Source organism: Pseudomonas sp. FW507-12TSA (assembly GCF_058781435.1).
The window spans coordinates 104,167-121,236 of sequence record NZ_JBYSWT010000011.1 but is presented as its reverse complement, the minus strand read 5'-3'; the positions used below and the strand labels follow the sequence as shown (position 1 = coordinate 121,236).

The 17,070-nt window shown below is 63.8% G+C and carries 14 protein-coding genes; 13 read left to right on the top strand and 1 reads right to left on the bottom strand.

Features of this window, described 5'->3' with window-relative positions; genetic code table 11:
- The first annotated feature begins 440 nt into the window (after positions 1-440).
- The 3 genes from AC3WK8_RS12930 (at position 441) to AC3WK8_RS12920 (ending at position 2,962) form a co-directional block, all read left to right on the top strand.
- Entirely contained in the window at positions 441-878 is a 438-nt protein-coding gene (locus tag AC3WK8_RS12930) for a hypothetical protein (protein ID WP_103324947.1), read from the top strand.
- 534 nt (positions 879-1,412) lie between these two features.
- Positions 1,413-2,306: a sensor histidine kinase gene (locus tag AC3WK8_RS12925; RefSeq protein ID WP_085596705.1), complete on the top strand. Its 894-nt coding sequence runs from the start codon at positions 1,413-1,415 to the stop codon at positions 2,304-2,306.
- Complete coding sequence (locus AC3WK8_RS12920; protein ID WP_085596706.1) at positions 2,303-2,962, top strand: response regulator; 660 nt, start codon at positions 2,303-2,305, stop codon at positions 2,960-2,962. Before AC3WK8_RS12925 ends, AC3WK8_RS12920 begins: the two co-directional genes overlap by 4 nt.
- A gap of 1 nt (position 2,963) precedes the next feature.
- Here AC3WK8_RS12920 and yegS read toward each other — a convergent pair whose 3' ends face one another.
- Positions 2,964-3,863 (bottom strand): lipid kinase YegS, encoded by a 900-nt coding sequence (yegS, locus tag AC3WK8_RS12915; RefSeq protein WP_103324975.1) that lies wholly within the window; start codon positions 3,861-3,863, stop codon positions 2,964-2,966.
- Between the two features lie 430 nt (positions 3,864-4,293).
- Here yegS and AC3WK8_RS12910 point away from each other — a divergent pair, with 430 nt between their 5' ends.
- The 10 genes from AC3WK8_RS12910 to AC3WK8_RS12865 all read left to right on the top strand — a co-directional run bounded on the left by AC3WK8_RS12910 (position 4,294) and on the right by AC3WK8_RS12865 (position 17,068).
- Positions 4,294-5,727 (top strand): undecaprenyl-phosphate glucose phosphotransferase, encoded by a 1,434-nt coding sequence (locus AC3WK8_RS12910; RefSeq protein WP_103324946.1) that lies wholly within the window; start codon positions 4,294-4,296, stop codon positions 5,725-5,727.
- Positions 5,728-7,185, top strand: a complete 1,458-nt coding sequence (locus tag AC3WK8_RS12905) for a mannose-1-phosphate guanylyltransferase/mannose-6-phosphate isomerase (RefSeq protein WP_103324945.1) — start codon at positions 5,728-5,730, stop codon at positions 7,183-7,185.
- A 68-nt stretch (positions 7,186-7,253) separates the two neighbouring features.
- Positions 7,254-8,027, top strand: coding sequence for a polysaccharide biosynthesis/export family protein (locus AC3WK8_RS12900; protein WP_022640001.1), 774 nt, complete (start codon positions 7,254-7,256; stop codon positions 8,025-8,027).
- 18 nt (positions 8,028-8,045) lie between these two features.
- Complete coding sequence (locus AC3WK8_RS12895) at positions 8,046-10,040, top strand: GumC family protein (RefSeq protein ID WP_103324944.1); 1,995 nt, start codon at positions 8,046-8,048, stop codon at positions 10,038-10,040.
- On the top strand, positions 10,040-11,236 hold the full coding sequence (locus AC3WK8_RS12890; RefSeq protein WP_103324943.1) for a glycosyltransferase: 1,197 nt from the start codon (positions 10,040-10,042) through the stop codon (positions 11,234-11,236). Before AC3WK8_RS12895 ends, AC3WK8_RS12890 begins: the two co-directional genes overlap by 1 nt.
- Positions 11,226-12,521 carry a cellulase family glycosylhydrolase gene (locus AC3WK8_RS12885; protein WP_103324974.1) on the top strand — a complete coding sequence of 432 codons (1,296 nt, stop codon included), beginning with the start codon at positions 11,226-11,228 and terminating at the stop codon, positions 12,519-12,521. Before AC3WK8_RS12890 ends, AC3WK8_RS12885 begins: the two co-directional genes overlap by 11 nt.
- A gap of 2 nt (positions 12,522-12,523) precedes the next feature.
- The gene (locus AC3WK8_RS12880; RefSeq protein WP_103324942.1) at positions 12,524-13,741 is read left to right on the top strand and encodes a glycosyltransferase family 4 protein; all 1,218 of its coding nucleotides are present in this window, start codon (positions 12,524-12,526) and stop codon (positions 13,739-13,741) included.
- Positions 13,732-14,832 (top strand): glycosyltransferase family 4 protein, encoded by a 1,101-nt coding sequence (locus AC3WK8_RS12875; RefSeq protein WP_103324941.1) that lies wholly within the window; start codon positions 13,732-13,734, stop codon positions 14,830-14,832. Before AC3WK8_RS12880 ends, AC3WK8_RS12875 begins: the two co-directional genes overlap by 10 nt.
- A complete protein-coding gene (locus AC3WK8_RS12870; protein WP_103324940.1) occupies positions 14,832-16,250 on the top strand; it encodes an O-antigen ligase family protein in 1,419 nt (472 codons plus the stop codon). The genes AC3WK8_RS12875 and AC3WK8_RS12870 overlap by 1 nt, the downstream gene beginning before the upstream one ends.
- Complete coding sequence (locus AC3WK8_RS12865) at positions 16,247-17,068, top strand: acyltransferase (RefSeq protein WP_085596714.1); 822 nt, start codon at positions 16,247-16,249, stop codon at positions 17,066-17,068. Before AC3WK8_RS12870 ends, AC3WK8_RS12865 begins: the two co-directional genes overlap by 4 nt.
- Positions 17,069-17,070 lie beyond the last annotated feature (2 nt).

Below are 17,070 nucleotides of genomic sequence, written 5' to 3'. Positions count from 1 at the left end.
ACTGCGGCGGTCAATTCAGCAGTACTGCTGCTGCGCCGCCGAGACCTCTATCTCGGCGGAAGGTTCCCGTGTCTAGGGGATTCCCCTATCAACAATCAGGACCAGCCTGATATTCGCAATATCCAATAGCCATTAATGTGACGCCATTCTCATTGCATGAATGGAGTCAGGCTTTTGTTTTTGATCGCAAAAGGGTGGCCCGGCCCCCTTTCAAGCCTAAATACCGCTGCTCACAGAACCCCAGCGTCCATGCGCTGCTTTGCTGTGGGCGGTATCCGGCTGCCAGCGGCAAACGATGAAATCCGTTCATCGCACCCGGTTGCGACTGCTGAAAAAACACCAGACTTGTCTAATATTCAAATTCCCCAAACGCCTCCCAAATCGAACCCGTTCAGCCAACGCCCTATCCCGCCATCGGAAACGAAGTCATGGAGATAAGCATGCTAAAGGACGGCCATGAGTGCACCACGCCCCTGCCCGAATTCCTGCTTGAAGCCCAGACACTGCTGGCCAAATCGGAAGACTGCCTGAGCCACCTGCACCTGATCAGGAACGACGAGGAGGCCATCAGTTGCCTGTTAGTGACCCTGCAGCGCCTGGCGCAGTGCGCGGCACGCCATGCCATCAGCCCGCTATCGGAGTTTTCCCTGCACATCCACGGCCTGCTCAAGCGGCCAGAGCATCCACTGGACCTCAACGACCAGATCCTCGCAGCGCTCAAGAGCTGCCTGACCCTGATGGCCTGGCAACTGGAACTGATCGACCCGCGCGACGGCCAGCTCAACATGGATGACAGCGAACAAGTGATGCTGATCGAGGAATTGGCCGACAAGGTCTCGCAGAACTGCACCTGCTCGCACCCATCTTGCAGCCATTGAAGTTGCAATAACCGCCAAGCTGCCGGATAGAGAACATCGAACGACGATGGCCAGCCGCACAAGATAAATAAGTAGGCGGCTAACTATCCAATCTACTGTCGTTATTGAACAGCACATACCCAAGAACGACATCAGCCACTAAAACAATTTCAACTTGCGTCCAACCCGGCACTGATCGTCACGGGGAGTTGCGTGTACCTGCAGCAGCGGATTCCCCCGGATTCATTGCTTGCAACAGCCCCCCGGCAACCCGGGACAGGAATGATCGACCATGGTTTTCCTGACCTTCAGGACATATATGCCAAGGCACTTGGGCGCGACCAGCAGTATCTTCGGTGGTATTATGCGGCGCACTAATGGTCATACTTAATGGCACATTGATTCCAATGTCGACAATCACTATCGAGCCTCTAGCAGAAATACAGGCAGAGTTGATTGAAGCCGGATATTCAAATAGCACCGTTTCTCAAACAAGCCTGGCCATCCATTCCTGACCTGGCTCTTCGCAGCGAACATTCATTGGCTCCATCCGTCATGTACGCCAGTCTCAAGTCACTCTTCTCCTGGCCGCTCTCCCATGATCACCTGCGCTGGCTCAGCCTGTTGCTGTGCTCAGGCTCGGCGCTGGGCACCGTGCTGGTCTATTGCCTCGGGGACTCCCTGCCCCTGCCACTGGTACTTCTCAACATTGCGGCACTGGCCTGCATCTGGGGGCAGTATGGCTACTCGCGCAAGTCCATCCGCTTCCAGCCCCAGGAGCTCGCCGAACGCCTGCTGCAAGTCAAGGAAAACGAACGTCATCGGCTCAGCCGCGAATTGCACGATGACATCGGCCAACTGCTGACGGCCGCCAAGTTGCAGGCCGACTGGCTCAAGCGGCGCCTGCCGGAAGACCTGCAGGAGCATTTCGCCCTGCTCGGCACCACCCTGGAAGAGACCCTGACCAAGGTGCGCGACGTTTCCGCCATTCTCAACCCCCGGCAATTGACCAGCCTGGGCCTGGAGGCCAGCCTGCGCGCCCACCTGCTCAAGACTCTGGAGAACACCTCGGTGCACTGGAGCCTGGAATGCCACCAGCGCCTGTCGGGCATCCCGGAAGAAATGGCCGTCGCCGCATTCCGCATCACCCAGGAGGCGGTGACCAACACGCTTCGGCATGCCCGGGCGGACAACCTGCTGGTGCGCCTGCAACGCCTGCCCGAAGGCCTGTCGCTGTTCATCAGCGATGACGGCCAGGGGTTTTCCCCCGCCGCCAACCCCGGCGCCCAAGGCCAGCGCGGCATGGCCGGGATGCAAGAGCGGATCAATCAACTGGGCGGTTTGCTCAAGGTCACCAGCGAGACCGGCCAGGGCACCCAGATCGAAGCACTTTTTCCCTGGGCCCCTCGCACCCTGGAGCGGGCCAGTACAAATAAGGTTCTACATTGACCTGTAATTTACTTTTGGTGGATGACCACTCGCTCATCAGGGCTGGCGTGCGTGCCCTGGTCATGGACATTCCCGGATACGCCGTGATCGGTGAAGCCGACGATGGCGTGCACCTGCTGGAAATGGTCGAGAAGCTGCGGCCGAACATCGTCCTGCTGGACCTGTCGATGAAGCACACCGGCGGCCTGGAGGCCCTGCGACAGCTCAAGGCCACCCATCCACACAGCAAGGTGCTGATCTTGTCGATGCACACCGATCCGGCGCTGATCATGCAAGCGCTGGAATCCGGAGCCCATGGCTACCTGCTCAAGGACACCACCGCCACCGAACTGGAACACGCCCTCGAAGCACTGCGCAACGACGAGCGCTACCTGAGCCCGGCCATCGCCCACACCGTGATCACCCAGGCCCTGACCCGCACCCAGAAGACCCAGCCGCCGCCGGCGGACAACCACAACCTCACAGCCCGTCAGTTGGAAATCCTGCGCCTGATCGTGCGCGGCAAGTCCACCCGGGAAATCGCCCAGGGGCTGGGCCTGAGCATCAAGACCGTGGAAACCCATCGCTCCCAGATCATGAAGCGCCTGCAGATCTTCGACGTCGCCGGGCTGGTGCTGTTCGCCGTACGCGAGCGCATCATCAGCCTCGACGACTGAGTCAACCAGCGCCGCCCAACAGCGGTGAATCGGCAGGCAGATGCACCTGCAAGGCCGCGGGCCGGACTTCGAAACGCAGCCGGTCGCCTTGCAGGGGCTCGCCGTCGAGGTTGATATCCAGCCCTCGCGAGGCCTTTATCTCGACCCAGGGCAGGCGGGTGCGAACGAACAGTTTGTCGATCGCCATCCCCCCGGCCAGCAGGTTCTTCAGGGTTCCCACCAGTTCCTGGGGCGCCGGCAGGATGCTGACATCGAGCAAGCCGTCATCGGCCAGCGCCTGGGGACAGAGCTCATGACCGCCCCCTGCCCGGCGACCGTTGCCGATGCCCAGGGCCAGGAGCTCACCATGCCAATGAAAATCCGGCCCCTGCAACTCACCGTAGGCGGCACTCAGCTCGGCAAACCGTGATAACCCGGTGAACAGATAGGCGACTCCGCCCAGGACCTTCTTCAGGTCCTCCGAAGTATTGGCCGTGACCTGGCTGCCGAAACCGCCGGTGGCCATGTTGAGGAAGACCTCCCCGTCCACTTCCCCAAGATCGATCGGCCGGGCCGGCACATCCAGCAGGTCCAGGGCAGCTGCGGGTTCCAGCGGCACCCCGGCGGCGCGGGCAAAATCGTTGGCGGTGCCCAGGGGCAATAGCACCAGGCTGCATGGGCTCTGGGCATCGGCCAGGGCCTGGGCGACATCGCGCAGGGTGCCGTCGCCACCGCCGGCGACCAGCCGCCGGTAACCGGCGGCCAATGCCTCGCCAACCAGGCGCTGGGCATCCCCTGCCTCCCAGGTCAGGCGTACCGCCAGCTCCCAGCCGGCGGCGCGCCTGGCCTCCACCGCGGCCCGTACCTGCTCGTTCAGGGCCTGCTTGCCGTGCAGTATCAAGAGCGCCTTGCGTTCACTCATCACGATGACTCCCATCGGTCATAGGGTTCTGATGAGATGTTGACTCTCCTGCGGCCGGAAAAGATCTGCCGGATCGTTTTTTTTTGCCTCCAAGCGCCCTGGTGCCCCCCTTCCCAGGGGCTGGCAGGGGATTAAAGGTACAGCGCAAAAGATCTTTCATCGCCAGTCGGTTTTCGATTCGCCAGCCGCTGCTTCATGAGCTTTACTCAGCCAAGTCGTTTAGATGAGCAAGTGCAGCCATCGGGTCGATCGGTACCAGGAGCCCCACCCAGATGCGTGCACCTGCCTGCCCAATGGCTTGCGATCGAGACCAGGGCTGGTTTGCCTGGTTTCGTGCGGTATCGGGACTGCGCGATGCGAAGGTGCATTTTTTGACCGGTGGCCAACCTCCAGAGGCGCCGGTTTGCCTTGGGTCGAGGGAATTGATCTTATGCGGTTGCAACCTGTAGACAGCCTGTTACTGACTCGACCCAGCATGGTCGAGTACTTCCTGTTCGGCATCCGCGTGGTCCATGGACTGACTGCGATCCTTCCGGGGATCCTGCTCCTGCTGCTGGCGAACCCCGAGCTCCCGGCGCTCAAGAGCGACCTGACCATCCTGGTGTTCTTCGGCATCATCAGCGTGCTGATCTTCCAGGCCCTGGGGGTCTATGCCGAATCCATCTTCAGCAACCAGCTGCGCTTCCAACTGACCTTGTTCGCCTGGTCGGCATCCTTTTGCGTGCTGCTGTTCATGCATTACTCGATGTTGATGTTCCATACCATCGACAACCGCGGGCTGCTGGCGTGGTTCTTCGGCAGCTTCGTGCTGTTCGGCATCGAGCGCCTGATCCTCCTGACCCTGTTCCAGCAACTGATGCAGCGCGGCGTGTTCCTGCAGAACGCGGTGATCCTCGGCGCCACGGAGAACGGCCAGCGCCTGGCCGAGTACCTGGCCCAGCACCAGGACATCCGCTCCGGGGTCACCGGCTTCATCGACGACCGCATCGGCCGCCTGCCCAAGGTGCTGTGCAACCTGCCGCTGCTGGGCAACTCCAGCGATCTGGAGCGCCTGATCCGCGAGGAAAAGGTCACTCAGGTCCTGGTGGCGCTGCCCTGGTCGGCGGAGAACCGCATGGCCTACGTGATCCGCGAACTGCGCAGGCTGCCGGTGAACGTGCTGCTGGTACCCGACATGGTGGCCTTCCGGCATGCGCACAACCGCATCACCGAAGTCGCCAACCTGCCGATGTTCAACGCCTCCGAAGTACCGCTGCGAGGCTGGTCGCCGTTCTTCAAGCGCCTGGAGGACATGATCCTCTCGAGCATCGCCCTGGTGCTGCTGTCCCCGGTGATGCTGCTGGTGGCCCTGGCCATCAAGCTCGACTCCAGGGGCCCGGTGCTGTTCAAGCAGAAGCGCTACGGCTACAACAACCGGCTGATCCAGGTCTACAAGTTCCGCTCCATGCACCAGCACATGAGCGATGCCAACGCCGAGAAGCAGACCACCCGTGGCGATCCACGCATCACTCGGGTCGGGCGCTTCATCCGCAAGACCAGCCTCGACGAGCTGCCGCAGTTGTTCAACGTGTTCGGCGGCAGCATGTCCATGGTCGGTCCACGCCCCCACGCCACGGCCACCAAGGCCGCCGGCATTCTCTTCGAGGAGGCGGTCAAGGAATACACTTCGCGCCACCGGGTCAAGCCGGGAATCACCGGGCTGGCGCAAATCAACGGATACCGGGGCGAAACCGATACCCTGGAGAAAATCGAGAAACGTGTCGAATTCGACCTGGAATACATCGAAAACTGGTCGGTCTGGTTCGATCTGTACATCCTGTTCCGCACCGTTCCATCAGTGATCATGACCCGCGAGGCCTTCTGAATGAGCACACTCATTCCCTGCATCATCGCTGGCGGTGCCGGCACCCGTCTGTGGCCGGTATCCCGCGAGGCAATGCCCAAACCCTTCATGCGCCTGCCCGATGGCGAAAGCCTGCTGCAGAAGACCTTCGAGCGAGCGACGGCCCTGGACGACGTCGGCCGCCTGTTGACCGTGACCAACCGCGACGTGTTCTTCCGTACCCTGGATGACTACCGCCTGCTGAACAAGAAGCGGGTCGACCTGGACTTCATCCTCGAACCCTTCGGCCGCAACACCGCGCCCGCCATCGCCGCCGCGGCCCTGCACGTCAGCCGCCTGTATGGCGAGGACGCGCAGTTGCTGGTGCTACCGGCCGATCACCTGATCAAGGACCTGGCCGCTTTCGCCGCTGCGGTGGGCAGTGCCCGGCAACTGGCCGAGCAAGGCTGGCTGGTGACTTTCGGCATAGTGCCGACCCATGCCGAAACCGGCTTCGGCTATATAGAAAAGGGCCAGGGTCTGAACAACGATGGCTTCCAGGTCAGCCGCTTCGTCGAGAAACCTGACGCCGCCACCGCCCAGCGCTATGTCGATGGCGGCCTGCACCTGTGGAACGGCGGCATGTTCTGCATGCGCGCCGATGCAATCCTCCAGGAACTGCGGGAATTCGTGCCCGAAGTGGTCAGTGCCGTGGAACGCTGCCTGGAGCTGAGCCATCGCAAGGAGGGCAAGCACGAACTGCAAGTGGAACTGGACGGCGACAGCTTCGCCCAGGCTGCGGACATATCCATCGACTACGCCGTGATGGAACGTTCGAAGAAAGTCGCCGTGGTGCCCTGCCAGCTCGGCTGGAGCGATATCGGCTCCTGGCAGGCGGTGCGGGAACTGACTCCGGCGGACGAACACGGCAACCAGTGCAATGGCGAGACCGTGCTGCATGATGTTCACAACTGCTACATCGACTCGCGCAAGCGCCTGGTGGGCGGGGTCGGCCTGAACGACCTGATCATCATCGACACTCCGGACGCCCTGCTGGTGGCCGATGGCAAGCGCAGCCAGGACGTCAAGCTGATCGCCCAGGAGCTCAAGCGCCTGGGCCACGACGCCTACAAGCTGCACCGCACCGTGACCCGGCCCTGGGGCACCTACACCGTGCTCGAGGAAGGACCGCGCTTCAAGATCAAGCGCATCATGGTCAAGCCCGACGCCTCGTTGTCGCTGCAGATGCACCACCACCGCAGCGAGCACTGGATCGTCGTCAGCGGCATGGCCCGGGTGACCAATGGCGAGGACGAGTTCCTGCTCAACACCAACGAGTCGACCTTCATCAAGCCTGGCCGCACCCACCGCCTGGTCAATCCCGGGGTGATCGACCTGGTGATGATCGAAGTACAGAGCGGGGAGTACCTCGGCGAAGACGACATCGTGCGCTTCAACGATATTTATGGACGGGTTCCCGCCGAACCTGCCAAGACTTGAAACCGCACTCTGCCCCCGAATCTGGCCCGACAGGGAGTTGTGACTATGCACGCCAGGAAGACCGCTCGATGAAAAGACTGCTGCTGATTTCCAGTGTTCTCATGCTGTGCGCCTGTTCCATACCGGCCAAGGTGGAACTGCCTCCCGGGCAGGACCTCGAACAAGGCCACCGGGCTGGCGAGGCCCTGGCTGGCAAGCCGCTGCCGCCGCAGCGAATCCGCCCGGGAGACACCCTGCGCATCGTTCGCAATACCGGCGAGGCACCGTCGATCTCGGCCTTCACCGCCAACTCGATCTACGAACTGACGTTGTTCACCGTGCTCAACGACGGCACCTTCTCCTATCCCTATGCCGGCCAGGTCAAGGCGGCGGGGCTCACCCCGCAACAGCTGACCCAGGTCCTGGAAAGCAAGCTGAAGAACGTCTACCAGGACTCGGCGCTGACCGTGAACATCAACCAGGCACCAGGCAACACAGTGTTCGTCGGTGGATCGGTGCGTAACCCGGCGTCCCTGCCGGTGACCGTCACCACCACCCTGGAACAGGCCATCGTCGGTGCCGGGGGACTGCTGTCAGTGGGCGACAGCCGCAACATCGCCCTGCTGCGCGAAGGCGAGGACGGGCGCTACAAGACCTACTTCTTCGACTACCGCAAGTTCATGATCGCCGGGAACGCCGGGGCGGCGCCGGTACTGCTGCAACGCGGCGACGTGGTGTTCGTGCCCAAGTCCAGCGTCGGCAACGGCATCGAATGGGTGGACGTGTACCTCAACCAGCTGATTCCGTTCACCAAGTCGATCGGTATCGGGGCCAGCTACGAAATCAACCGCCAATCCAATTGATCGCCAAGGACTGCCCATATGATCAATATCCGTTCCTTTCGCGATTTGCTGCGGCTGTTCTTCATCTTCAAGCGCGAGGTCAAGATCACCGTCCTGGTGACGTTCATCATCATCGTGCTGGGCGCCTTCCTGCTGCCCAACCGCTTCGAGTCCACCGCCCTGCTGCTGGTCAAGCCGGGTCGCGACACCAGCACCCTGCCCATCGAGATTTCCGACCGCCAGGCAGTGGTGATCCCCAGCGCCCAGCGTGATCCGATCCTCGACGAGGAGCGCATCCTCACCGGCGCCCCGATCGCCCGCAAAGTGGCGCAGCAGTACCTCGACGACCTGTCGCGCCAGCCCCAGCCCGGCGGCGTACTGGGCACCATCAAGAACGCGCTCAAGGGCGCGGTCGAAGGTATCGCCGACCTGTTTCGCGGGCTGCTGCAACTGGTGGGCCTGGTGGAGAAGCAAACCCCGGTCGAACGCCTGACCGAGCGCATGCTGAAGAACTTCAGCGTGACCCACGCCGCCGGCTCTTCGGTGATCGAAGTGAGCTTCACCTGGAACGATCCGCAAGTGGCGCAGACCGTGGTCAAGAGCTGGATCGAACAGTACCAGCAAGAGCGTGCACAGACCCTGGGGCGCAAGAGCCTGTACGCCTTCTATGAAACCGAGAGCACCAGCACCAACCAGCGCATCCTCGGCTACAAGAAGCAGATCGCCGACTACCTCAACCAGCTTGGCGCGGTGAGCATCGACGAGCGGCTGAACGATATCTCGCGCAACCTCAACAACTTGCGCGGCGAACACCTCAATACCACTCGTGCGGTGGCCTCCACCAAGAGCGGCCTGGACACCATCCAGCAGCAGCTCAACAGCATGAAGAAAGAAATCAGCATCGGGCGCCAGATGAGTCTCAACCCCGACCGCCAGGACCTGCAACAGCGGATCAACGCCAAGCAGATCGAGCGCCAGGAGATGCTCCGTACCTTCAAGGAGGGCGCCCCGCCGGTCCGGGCCATGGATGCGGCGATCGCCAACCTGCAGGCCCTGCTACGGGCGGAAAACGCCACGGTCCAGCGCAGCGAAAACTTGGCGCCGAACCCGGTCTACACCCGCCTGCAGAACAGCTTCGCCGACCAGCAAGCCAGCCTCAGCCGTCTGCAAACCCAGTCCGCCCAACAGGAAAGCCAGCTGCTCAAGCTGGAACAGGACCGGCGCCATGCCCTGGACCTGGAACCTGAACTGGCCCGTTTGCAGCGCGAACTCAGCGCCGCCGAGAAAAGCTTCGCCCTGTACAGCGACAGCACCGAGAAGGCGCGGATCGACCGCGAGCTGGACCAGAGCCAGATCAGCAACATCGCGGTCATCGAGGACGCCACCTTCCAGCCCAGCCGGATCTTCCCCAAGAGCCTGACCATGCTGCTGGCGGCCATTCCCCTGAGCCTGGCGGTGGGTCTGCTGGCCCTGTACTTCTTCTACCTGCTGGACCAGCGCATCCACGACGCCGACCAGCTGGAGGAGCGCTTCGGGGTCAAGGTCTGGACCAGCCTGCAGGACCTGGACAGCCACCTGCCGCAGCGCAACAGCGCCTTCACCGCCAGCCTGTACCGGTTGTATGGCGTACTGCCGCTGAAACAGGTGGCCGAGCGCGGCCTGGTGATCGGCCTGACCTCGGCCCGCCACGGAGAAGGCGTGAGCTTCGTGACCGGCCACCTGCGCGACCTGTTGCAGGAGCGCGGCCACGGCGTGCGAGTCAACGGCGCCCCCACCGCACAGCCCGGTGAAATCGTACTGCTGGAGGCCTCGGGCTTCTTCTCCAACCAGGAGGCCTTCGTCAGCCTGCGCGAAGCCGACCTGATCGCCCTGATCATCGAGGCCGAGACCACCACCGTGCCGGTCCTGCAAAACGCCCTGTCGATCCTCAACACCGCCTTCAAGCGCGTCGACGGCATCATCCTCAACCGCCGGCGCTTCGGTATTCCGGAAAGCGTGCTCAGCTTCATGGCGCGGATCAGGAGCCCACACTGATGCATATCGCCGTGCTGGCCCCCATGCCTCCCGAGCAGAACGGCATCGCCGACTATGCCGCGCATTTGCGCACGGCCCTGCAGGAACGAGGGATACGGATCAGCACACCACTGCAAGGCCTGGGCAACGATCCGCAGCGGGCCACCGAGCGCGTGGCCCAGATCGACTGGCAGGATATCGACCTGGTACACGCCGAGCTCGGCGGCGGCCGGCTGGCCGAGTTCCATGCCTTGAGAGCCTTGCGCCAGCGCTTCCCCAGCCTGCCCCTGAGCGCCACCGTGCATGACCCCGAGCGCCTGGTCTGGCGCCGGGCCGCCCTGCCCTGGCCATTGTCGCTGGCGGCACGCCTGCCTTCACCGATGCCTCAGCTGGCCACGGTGCTGGCCGACCCGATCTGCCTGCACGAGGAAAAACAGCTGGCCCGCAGCCTGAACCGGCTGATCACCCTGACCCGTGCCGGCGGTGAGTGCCTGCGCCAGCGCATGGGGCTGCGCGCCGAGCAGATGGTGGTGATTCCCCATGGCAACCTGGCGATCCCCGCCCGGCCGCTGCCGCCGCTGACGCCACTTCGATTGCTGTACTTCGGCTTCATCTATCGCGGCAAGGGTATCGAGGACCTGCTGGATGCCCTGGCCATGGTCTTCACCCAGCAACCGGACCTGCGCCAACGCCTGCGCTTGACCCTGGCCGGAGGCAGCGAGCCGGAAATGGCCTTCGGCACTGCCGGCAGCTACCTGGACCAGCTACGTCAGCACATCCAGCGCCTGAACCTGCAGGACAGCATCGACTGGCAGCTGGACCTGCCGGCCGGTGATATCCCCCGAGTCATCCAGGACCACCATGTGATGGTCCTGCCCTATCGCGAATCGAGCAAGCTCAAGCTCCTGGGGCAGTTGCGCGGCACCAGCGGAGCGCTGTCCTGGGCCGTGGCCTGCGGCCGCGGGGCCATCACCTCCGATGCCCGTTCGTTCGCCGAGGAAGTCGCGCAGGATAATGGCGTGATCTTTCCCCAGGGCAACGTCGCGGCCCTGGCCGCCGAGATCAGCCACCTGTGTGCCAGCCCGGAGCTGGTGGAACGCTGGGCCGAGCACGCCGCGATGATCGGCGCGCATCGGGTCTGGAGCCAAACCGCCGAACGTTTCGCCCGAGTGTTCGCCGATGCCTGCGCAGGAGCTGCCCATGTCCATGCCACGTAGATCAGGCCTGTTGCTCGTGCTGCTGGCCATCCTGGCCGGCCCGGTCCTGGCCGACAACACCATGCGCGGACCGCGACCGGTAATCTGGAAGGACTTCCTCGGGGTCAATGCGCAATTCCAGTATTTCGCCCCCAGCGTGTACCAGAAGCAGATGGACCGACTCGACGCCCTGGGCCTGAACTGGGTCCGCCTGTCCATCCACTGGGCGATGATCGAACCCGTGGAAAATCAGCTGAAACTCGACACCCTGGATGGCGCGATGAACACCATGAAGGATCGCCACTACAAGATCCTCGCCTACATGGTCGGCTCAGCGCCCTTCGCCGCCAACGTCCCGGCCGGCGCACCGCCCTCCGACCAATACCCGCCCAAGGACTTCAACGTCTTCGCCCAGCGCATGAAGATGCTCGCCCAGCGCTATCCCCAGGTGAACACCTGGCAGGTCTGGAACGAGCCGAACATCGTCTGGCTGCCCAAGGAAGACCCCAGCGCCTACGACCAACTGCTCGGCACCACCAGCAACGCCATCCGTGCCGCCTTGCCGAACAAGCCCGTGGCCACCGCCGGCATGGCCTACTACAGCCAGATGCGCAGCACTCCCGGGCTGATGCTCGAGAACCTGCTGGTCCAGGGCCTGGGCAACGACAACCTGATCGCCGCCTACCACCCCTACTCCGAGTACCCCGAGGGTGATGACCCGACGGCCAAGGATTTCCTGGCCCGGGGCAACTTCCTCAACAGTGCCCTGCACGGCAAGGGCGTGCAGCAGGTCTGGGCCACCGAATGGGGCTGGTCGAGCTATACCACCGGCGAACGCGAGATGCAGGCGATGATCGGCCCCAGTGGCCAGGCCGACTACACCCTGCGACGCCTGGCCCTGATGGCGGCCATGGACTACCAGCGGATCTTCCTGTTCAACCTGAGCGACCTGGACGCCCGGGCCACCAACCGCGACCAGTCCTATGGCCTGGTGGACCTGGCCGGCGACCCCAAGCCGGTCTACACCGCCCTCAAGTATTTCCTCGAGACCACCGGCCCCAGCCTGGCTCCGGCCGACCCGCCGCCCCTGGCCAATGCCCCGGACGATCTCTACAGCATCGCCTGGACCCGCCCCGATGGCTCCCATGTGTGGATGTTCTGGAGCGCCAGCGGCTCCAGCCTGCAGATCCCCGGGCTGGCCAGCGCCACCTTGCATGACCCGCTGGCCGGCACCCGCAGCGACTTGAGCGGGGCCCAGGGCATCAACGTGCCGTTGAAAACCAGCCTGCAACTCCTGGTGTGGTGACCATGAAGATTCTCTGGACCCTGCCCTACCTGCCCTGGCCAGCCACCAGCGGCGGCAAGACCCGGCAATACCATCTGCTGCGAGCCCTGGCCGCCCGTGGGCACCGCATTACCCTGCTGGTGCAATCCAAGACGCCTTTGGACGAAGCCTCGCGCACCGCCCTGGAACCCTGGCTGGACCGCCTGATCGTGCTGCCGCGCCGACCCCTGCGCAGCCTCAAGACCCTGCTGGCGGTGCTGTTCGCGCCGTACCCGATGCTGGCCACGATCAATGGCCTGGCCGAGCCGCTGCAACAGCGTTTCCGGCAATTGCTGGAGGAGCCCTGGGACGTGGTGCAGATCGAGCACAGCTACAGCTTCCAACCCTTCGAGCAACCACTGCGCGAGCGCGGACAAGACTTCATCCTCACCGAGCACAATGTCGAGTCGGCCCTCGGAGCCGCCAGCTACGACCGCCTGCCAGCCTGGTCCAAGCCCTTCACCCTGTATGACCAGTGGCGCTACCGGCGCTGGGAAACCCGGGTATTCCGGCAGGCGGCCCGGGTCGTGGCCGTGACCGAACAGGATGCCGTGACCCTGGCCCGCCTCAGCGGCAAGCCGGCGCCGGTGGTGGTCAACGGCGTCGACTGCGGACACTACGCCTCGGTGCAGCCGGACTTTTCCAGCCAGCGGCTGTTGTTCATCGGCAACTACGAATACAGCCCCAACCTGGATGCCGTGGAATGGGCCCTGGACAATATCCTGCCGCAGCTGTGGGCCCTCAACCCGGACGTACGTTTCGCCATCTGCGGTTATGCACTGCCGGACAGCTTCCGCCAACGCTGGACCGACCCGCGCATCGAATGGCAAGGCTTCGTTCCCGACTTGCGCGACCTGCAACGACGCTCGACGCTGTTCTTCGCCCCGCTACGCCAGGGCGGAGGTTCCAAGCTCAAGGTCCTCGAAGCCATGGCCGCCGGCTTGCCGGTGGTCACCACGGCCCAGGGCTGCTCGGGCCTGCAGGTGGAAAACGGCGAGCACTACCTGGGCGGCGAAGACTCCGCGACCCTGGTGCAGATCCTCGCCCAGGCGCTGGCCGACCCCGAGCGCCTGCGTCGCGTCGGCGCGGCCGGAAGGGCCTACGTCCTGGCCAAGCATGACTGGAGCGCCGCTGCCGCCCAGCTCGAAGCGGCCTATCACCAACTCCCCTCTGTCAAGGAAGAAGTCTCCGTATGCGCATAGGCCTGGATTACCGCCCCGCCGCGGGTTACAGCAATACCGGGATTGGCCGGCAGAACCTGGCGCTGGAAGAAGCCCTGCGCGCCAATCCGCAGGTCAGCCTGCAGTTGTTCGGGGTGGCCCCGGAAGATCATCCGCTACGTCGCCGGGTGCACTGCCCGCGCTGGGGAGCGGCGCTGCAAGGCATCCACCGGTTGCCCGGACGGCTGCGCTTCGAAGGCGGCTTTCTACCAGGCGCCCTGCGCGAGGCGGGGGTCGAGGTCTACATCTGCAACTTCAACATGGGCCTGCCGCTGGGCAAGAAACCCCAGGGCTTGCGCTATGTGCTGCAACTGCACGACCTGTTCCAACTGACCCTGAGCAACAGCCATGGCTCGCGCCTCAAGGAGCGCTTCTACCGCCAGAGCGACAAGCTCTCCATCGGCTATTCGGTGAAGCAGGCGGACCGCATCTGGACGCCCTCGCAGTACACCGCCGATGAGTTGGTCAAGCTGTTCCCCGCCGCCCGGGACAAGGTGCGGGTCCTGCCCAACCTGGTGGCCGGCTTCAGCGGCGAGCCGGCCGACATCAGCGAACTGCAACTTCCCGAGCGCTACTGGCTGGTAGTGGGCACTCGCGAACCACGCAAGAACATTCCCTGGTTCGTCGCCGCCTGGCAGGCCGCACGCCAGCAATCGGCCAACGTCCCGGAATTGCTGCTGATCGGCGCCCCCGAGCATCTGCCCAGCGAACTACGGGCCCTGCACGGCCTGCATTTCCTCAGCGACATCAGCGACAGCCAACTGCACGCTGTCTACCGCCAGGCCCTGCGCCTGTGGCAACCCTCCTATGCCGAGGGGTTCGGCTTGCCGGTGATCGAGGCGCTGAGCGTCGGCACCCCGGTGGCAGTGGCCTCGGGCTCGGCCCTGGATGAAATCACCCCGGCCGGCAGCCCGCGCTTCTCGCCCACCGACAGTGCCGCGCTGGGCCAGTTGATGGTGCAGTTGGCCGACTCTCCCAAGGAAGATCCGGCGGCGCTCCAGGCCTGGGCCGCCGGTTATGCCGAAGGCGCTTATCGCCAGCGCCTGGATGAACTGCTCGAGGAGCTCAAGTAATGCCCATCGCCCTGCCGCTGGCGCTGATCTTCAGCCTGGTTTTCGGCGTGCTGATCTGGCTGCTGCCGCCCTTGAAGGTACTGGTGCTGATGGTCGCCATCGCCGCGGCCGTGACCGTGGTCCGCCAACCTTTGCGCGGGCTGCTGCTGTTCGCCGTGCTGGCCACCTTCCTGCCCTATTCGACGGTGCAGATCGGCCTGCGTACCACGGTCTCCGAGGCGCTGCTGCTGTTGGTCTGGGTCAGCGTCCTGACCCAGAACCTGTTCTCCAACCTGCCGCGCCCGCCCCGGCTGCTGCGCACCGAGAAGCTGTTGCTGGCGCTGATGGCCTTCAGCGCCCTGCCCTTCATCATCGGCCAGTTGACGGTCGACGCTGTGGGCAACGGGCCGGTGAACTGGGTGCGCTGGCTGCTCAACCTGTCGGCACTGTTCCTGGTGCCGCGCCTCTTGCAGGAGCAACGAGCCCGGGAGCAACTGGTCTGCGGACTGTTGCTGGGGACGTTGATGCTACTGCTGCTGTCGATCAGCGTATTCCTCAAGAGCGGCACCGCCACCGCCATGACCCCGATCCTGGAAAGACTCGGCTACGGCGGCATCGCCGTGCTGGGCGACAGCCTCAGCGCCCTGGCCAACCGCATGGGCTCGCCCTGGATGCACCCCAACGTCACTGGCGGCGCCATGGCGCTGATCCTGCCGCTGGCCTTCTGCTTCGGCCTGACCCGCAGCGGCTGGGAACGCCGCCTGGGGCTGGGCGTGGCCTTGCTGGGCGCGGTCGGCCTGTTGCTCTCAGGCTCGCGTGGCGCCCTGTTGAGCCTGTTGGTGGTACTGATCTGGATGGCCCGCCAGCGGGTGCCCTACACCGGACTCATGCTCATGGGCGGGTTCGTCCTGGGCGCCCTGCTGATGATGTCCTACCCGCCCCTGCAGGATCGCCTGCTGACCCTGTTCACCTCCAACGATGCCAGTACCAGCGTGCGGGTCGACGAGTACACGCACTTCCCCGAGGCCATGGCGCTGTTCCCCTTCGGCATCGGCTTCAAGGTCGATCCGCCGGTGCCTGGCACTGGCCTATGGGGGATTTCCAACCTGTGGTTGAACTACATCTACAAGATCGGCGTGCCGGGCATGCTGCTGTTCGTCGCGGTGATCTGGAGCTGGTGGCGGGAAACCCGGGCCCCTGGCCTGCAAACCCGCCTGACCCGGGACAATGCGCTGTGGCTGGGCAGCGGCGCAGGCCTGAGCGCGGCGCTGATCAGCGGCCTGTTCGACCACTATTTCAGCTTCACCCAGGTCTTGGCCGCCCTGTTCTGGCTGCTGCTGGGCCTCAACCTGCATGAAGCCAGGCGCCTGCGGCTCAAGGCCCTGGCCGCGGCGCCAGGCAATGCTCCAGAATCTTCTAGCTCAGGAATCCCTTCATGAAACATCGCCTCTTTCACTCGCAGAACCTGAAACAGGCACTGCCCGAATATGCGCAGAAAATGGGCGTCAGCCTCGAGGAACTGGAAGCGGCCTATCAGTGGATGCTGGAAAACGACGTGATTTTCGAGCAGCCGCTCAAGGGCAACATCCTCACGTATGTCAGCTACCTGAACATCGAGTCGAAGATCGAACCGCCCCTGCCTCGGCGCTTCTATGCCCTGCTGGGTCGCGAAGTCAAAGGCGCGCTGATCCCCATGTACGGCATCAACTGGCCGACCCTGCGCGATCGCATGCTGCGCACCTGGGAGCAGATGTACAACATCCTGATCTGCAAGATCCCCAGCCACACCCTGCGCCTGCTCTGGCTGCGCATGGGCGGGGCGAAGATCGGCAAGGGCTCCACGGTATGGCGCAACACAGAGGTACTGGGTATCGACAGCCTGCGCATCGGCCAGGACAGTACCGTGGCCTGGCACTGCCAGCTCGATGCCCGGGGTGGCTTGATCATCGGCGATCACGTGACCATCGCTTCCCATGTGCTGATCATCGCCGGCGGCCATGACCTCAAGGAGCCTGAGTTCTGGGCGGTCGGCGGGCCGATCTATATCCATGACTACGCCTGGATCGCCAGTCGCGCCCTGCTGTCCTACGGCGCTGATATCGGCGAGGGCGCGGTGGTCGGAGGCCAATCGGTGGTGTCCAAGCCGGTACCGCCCTATGCCATCGTCAGCGGCCCGGATGCCGCGATCAAGGGTGAACGTTGCCGTAACCTCAACTACAAAGTGGGCGGCAAAGGCCTGTTCACTTTGTTCCACTGAAA

Bases quoted from the DNA above. Each gene is read 5' to 3' on its own strand.
- AC3WK8_RS12930 (WP_103324947.1), top strand. From the start codon at position 441: ATGCTAAAGGACGGCCATGAGTGCACCACGCCCCTGCCCGAATTCCTG.
- AC3WK8_RS12925 (WP_085596705.1), top strand. From the start codon at position 1,413: ATGTACGCCAGTCTCAAGTCACTCTTCTCCTGGCCGCTCTCCCATGAT.
- yegS (WP_103324975.1), bottom strand. From the start codon at position 3,863: ATGAGTGAACGCAAGGCGCTCTTGATACTGCACGGCAAGCAGGCCCTG.
- AC3WK8_RS12910 (WP_103324946.1), top strand. From the start codon at position 4,294: ATGCGGTTGCAACCTGTAGACAGCCTGTTACTGACTCGACCCAGCATG.
- AC3WK8_RS12905 (WP_103324945.1), top strand. From the start codon at position 5,728: ATGAGCACACTCATTCCCTGCATCATCGCTGGCGGTGCCGGCACCCGT.
- AC3WK8_RS12900 (WP_022640001.1), top strand. From the start codon at position 7,254: ATGAAAAGACTGCTGCTGATTTCCAGTGTTCTCATGCTGTGCGCCTGT.
- AC3WK8_RS12895 (WP_103324944.1), top strand. From the start codon at position 8,046: ATGATCAATATCCGTTCCTTTCGCGATTTGCTGCGGCTGTTCTTCATC.
- AC3WK8_RS12890 (WP_103324943.1), top strand. From the start codon at position 10,040: ATGCATATCGCCGTGCTGGCCCCCATGCCTCCCGAGCAGAACGGCATC.
- AC3WK8_RS12885 (WP_103324974.1), top strand. From the start codon at position 11,226: ATGCCACGTAGATCAGGCCTGTTGCTCGTGCTGCTGGCCATCCTGGCC.
- AC3WK8_RS12880 (WP_103324942.1), top strand. From the start codon at position 12,524: ATGAAGATTCTCTGGACCCTGCCCTACCTGCCCTGGCCAGCCACCAGC.
- AC3WK8_RS12875 (WP_103324941.1), top strand. From the start codon at position 13,732: ATGCGCATAGGCCTGGATTACCGCCCCGCCGCGGGTTACAGCAATACC.
- AC3WK8_RS12870 (WP_103324940.1), top strand. From the start codon at position 14,832: ATGCCCATCGCCCTGCCGCTGGCGCTGATCTTCAGCCTGGTTTTCGGC.
- AC3WK8_RS12865 (WP_085596714.1), top strand. From the start codon at position 16,247: ATGAAACATCGCCTCTTTCACTCGCAGAACCTGAAACAGGCACTGCCC.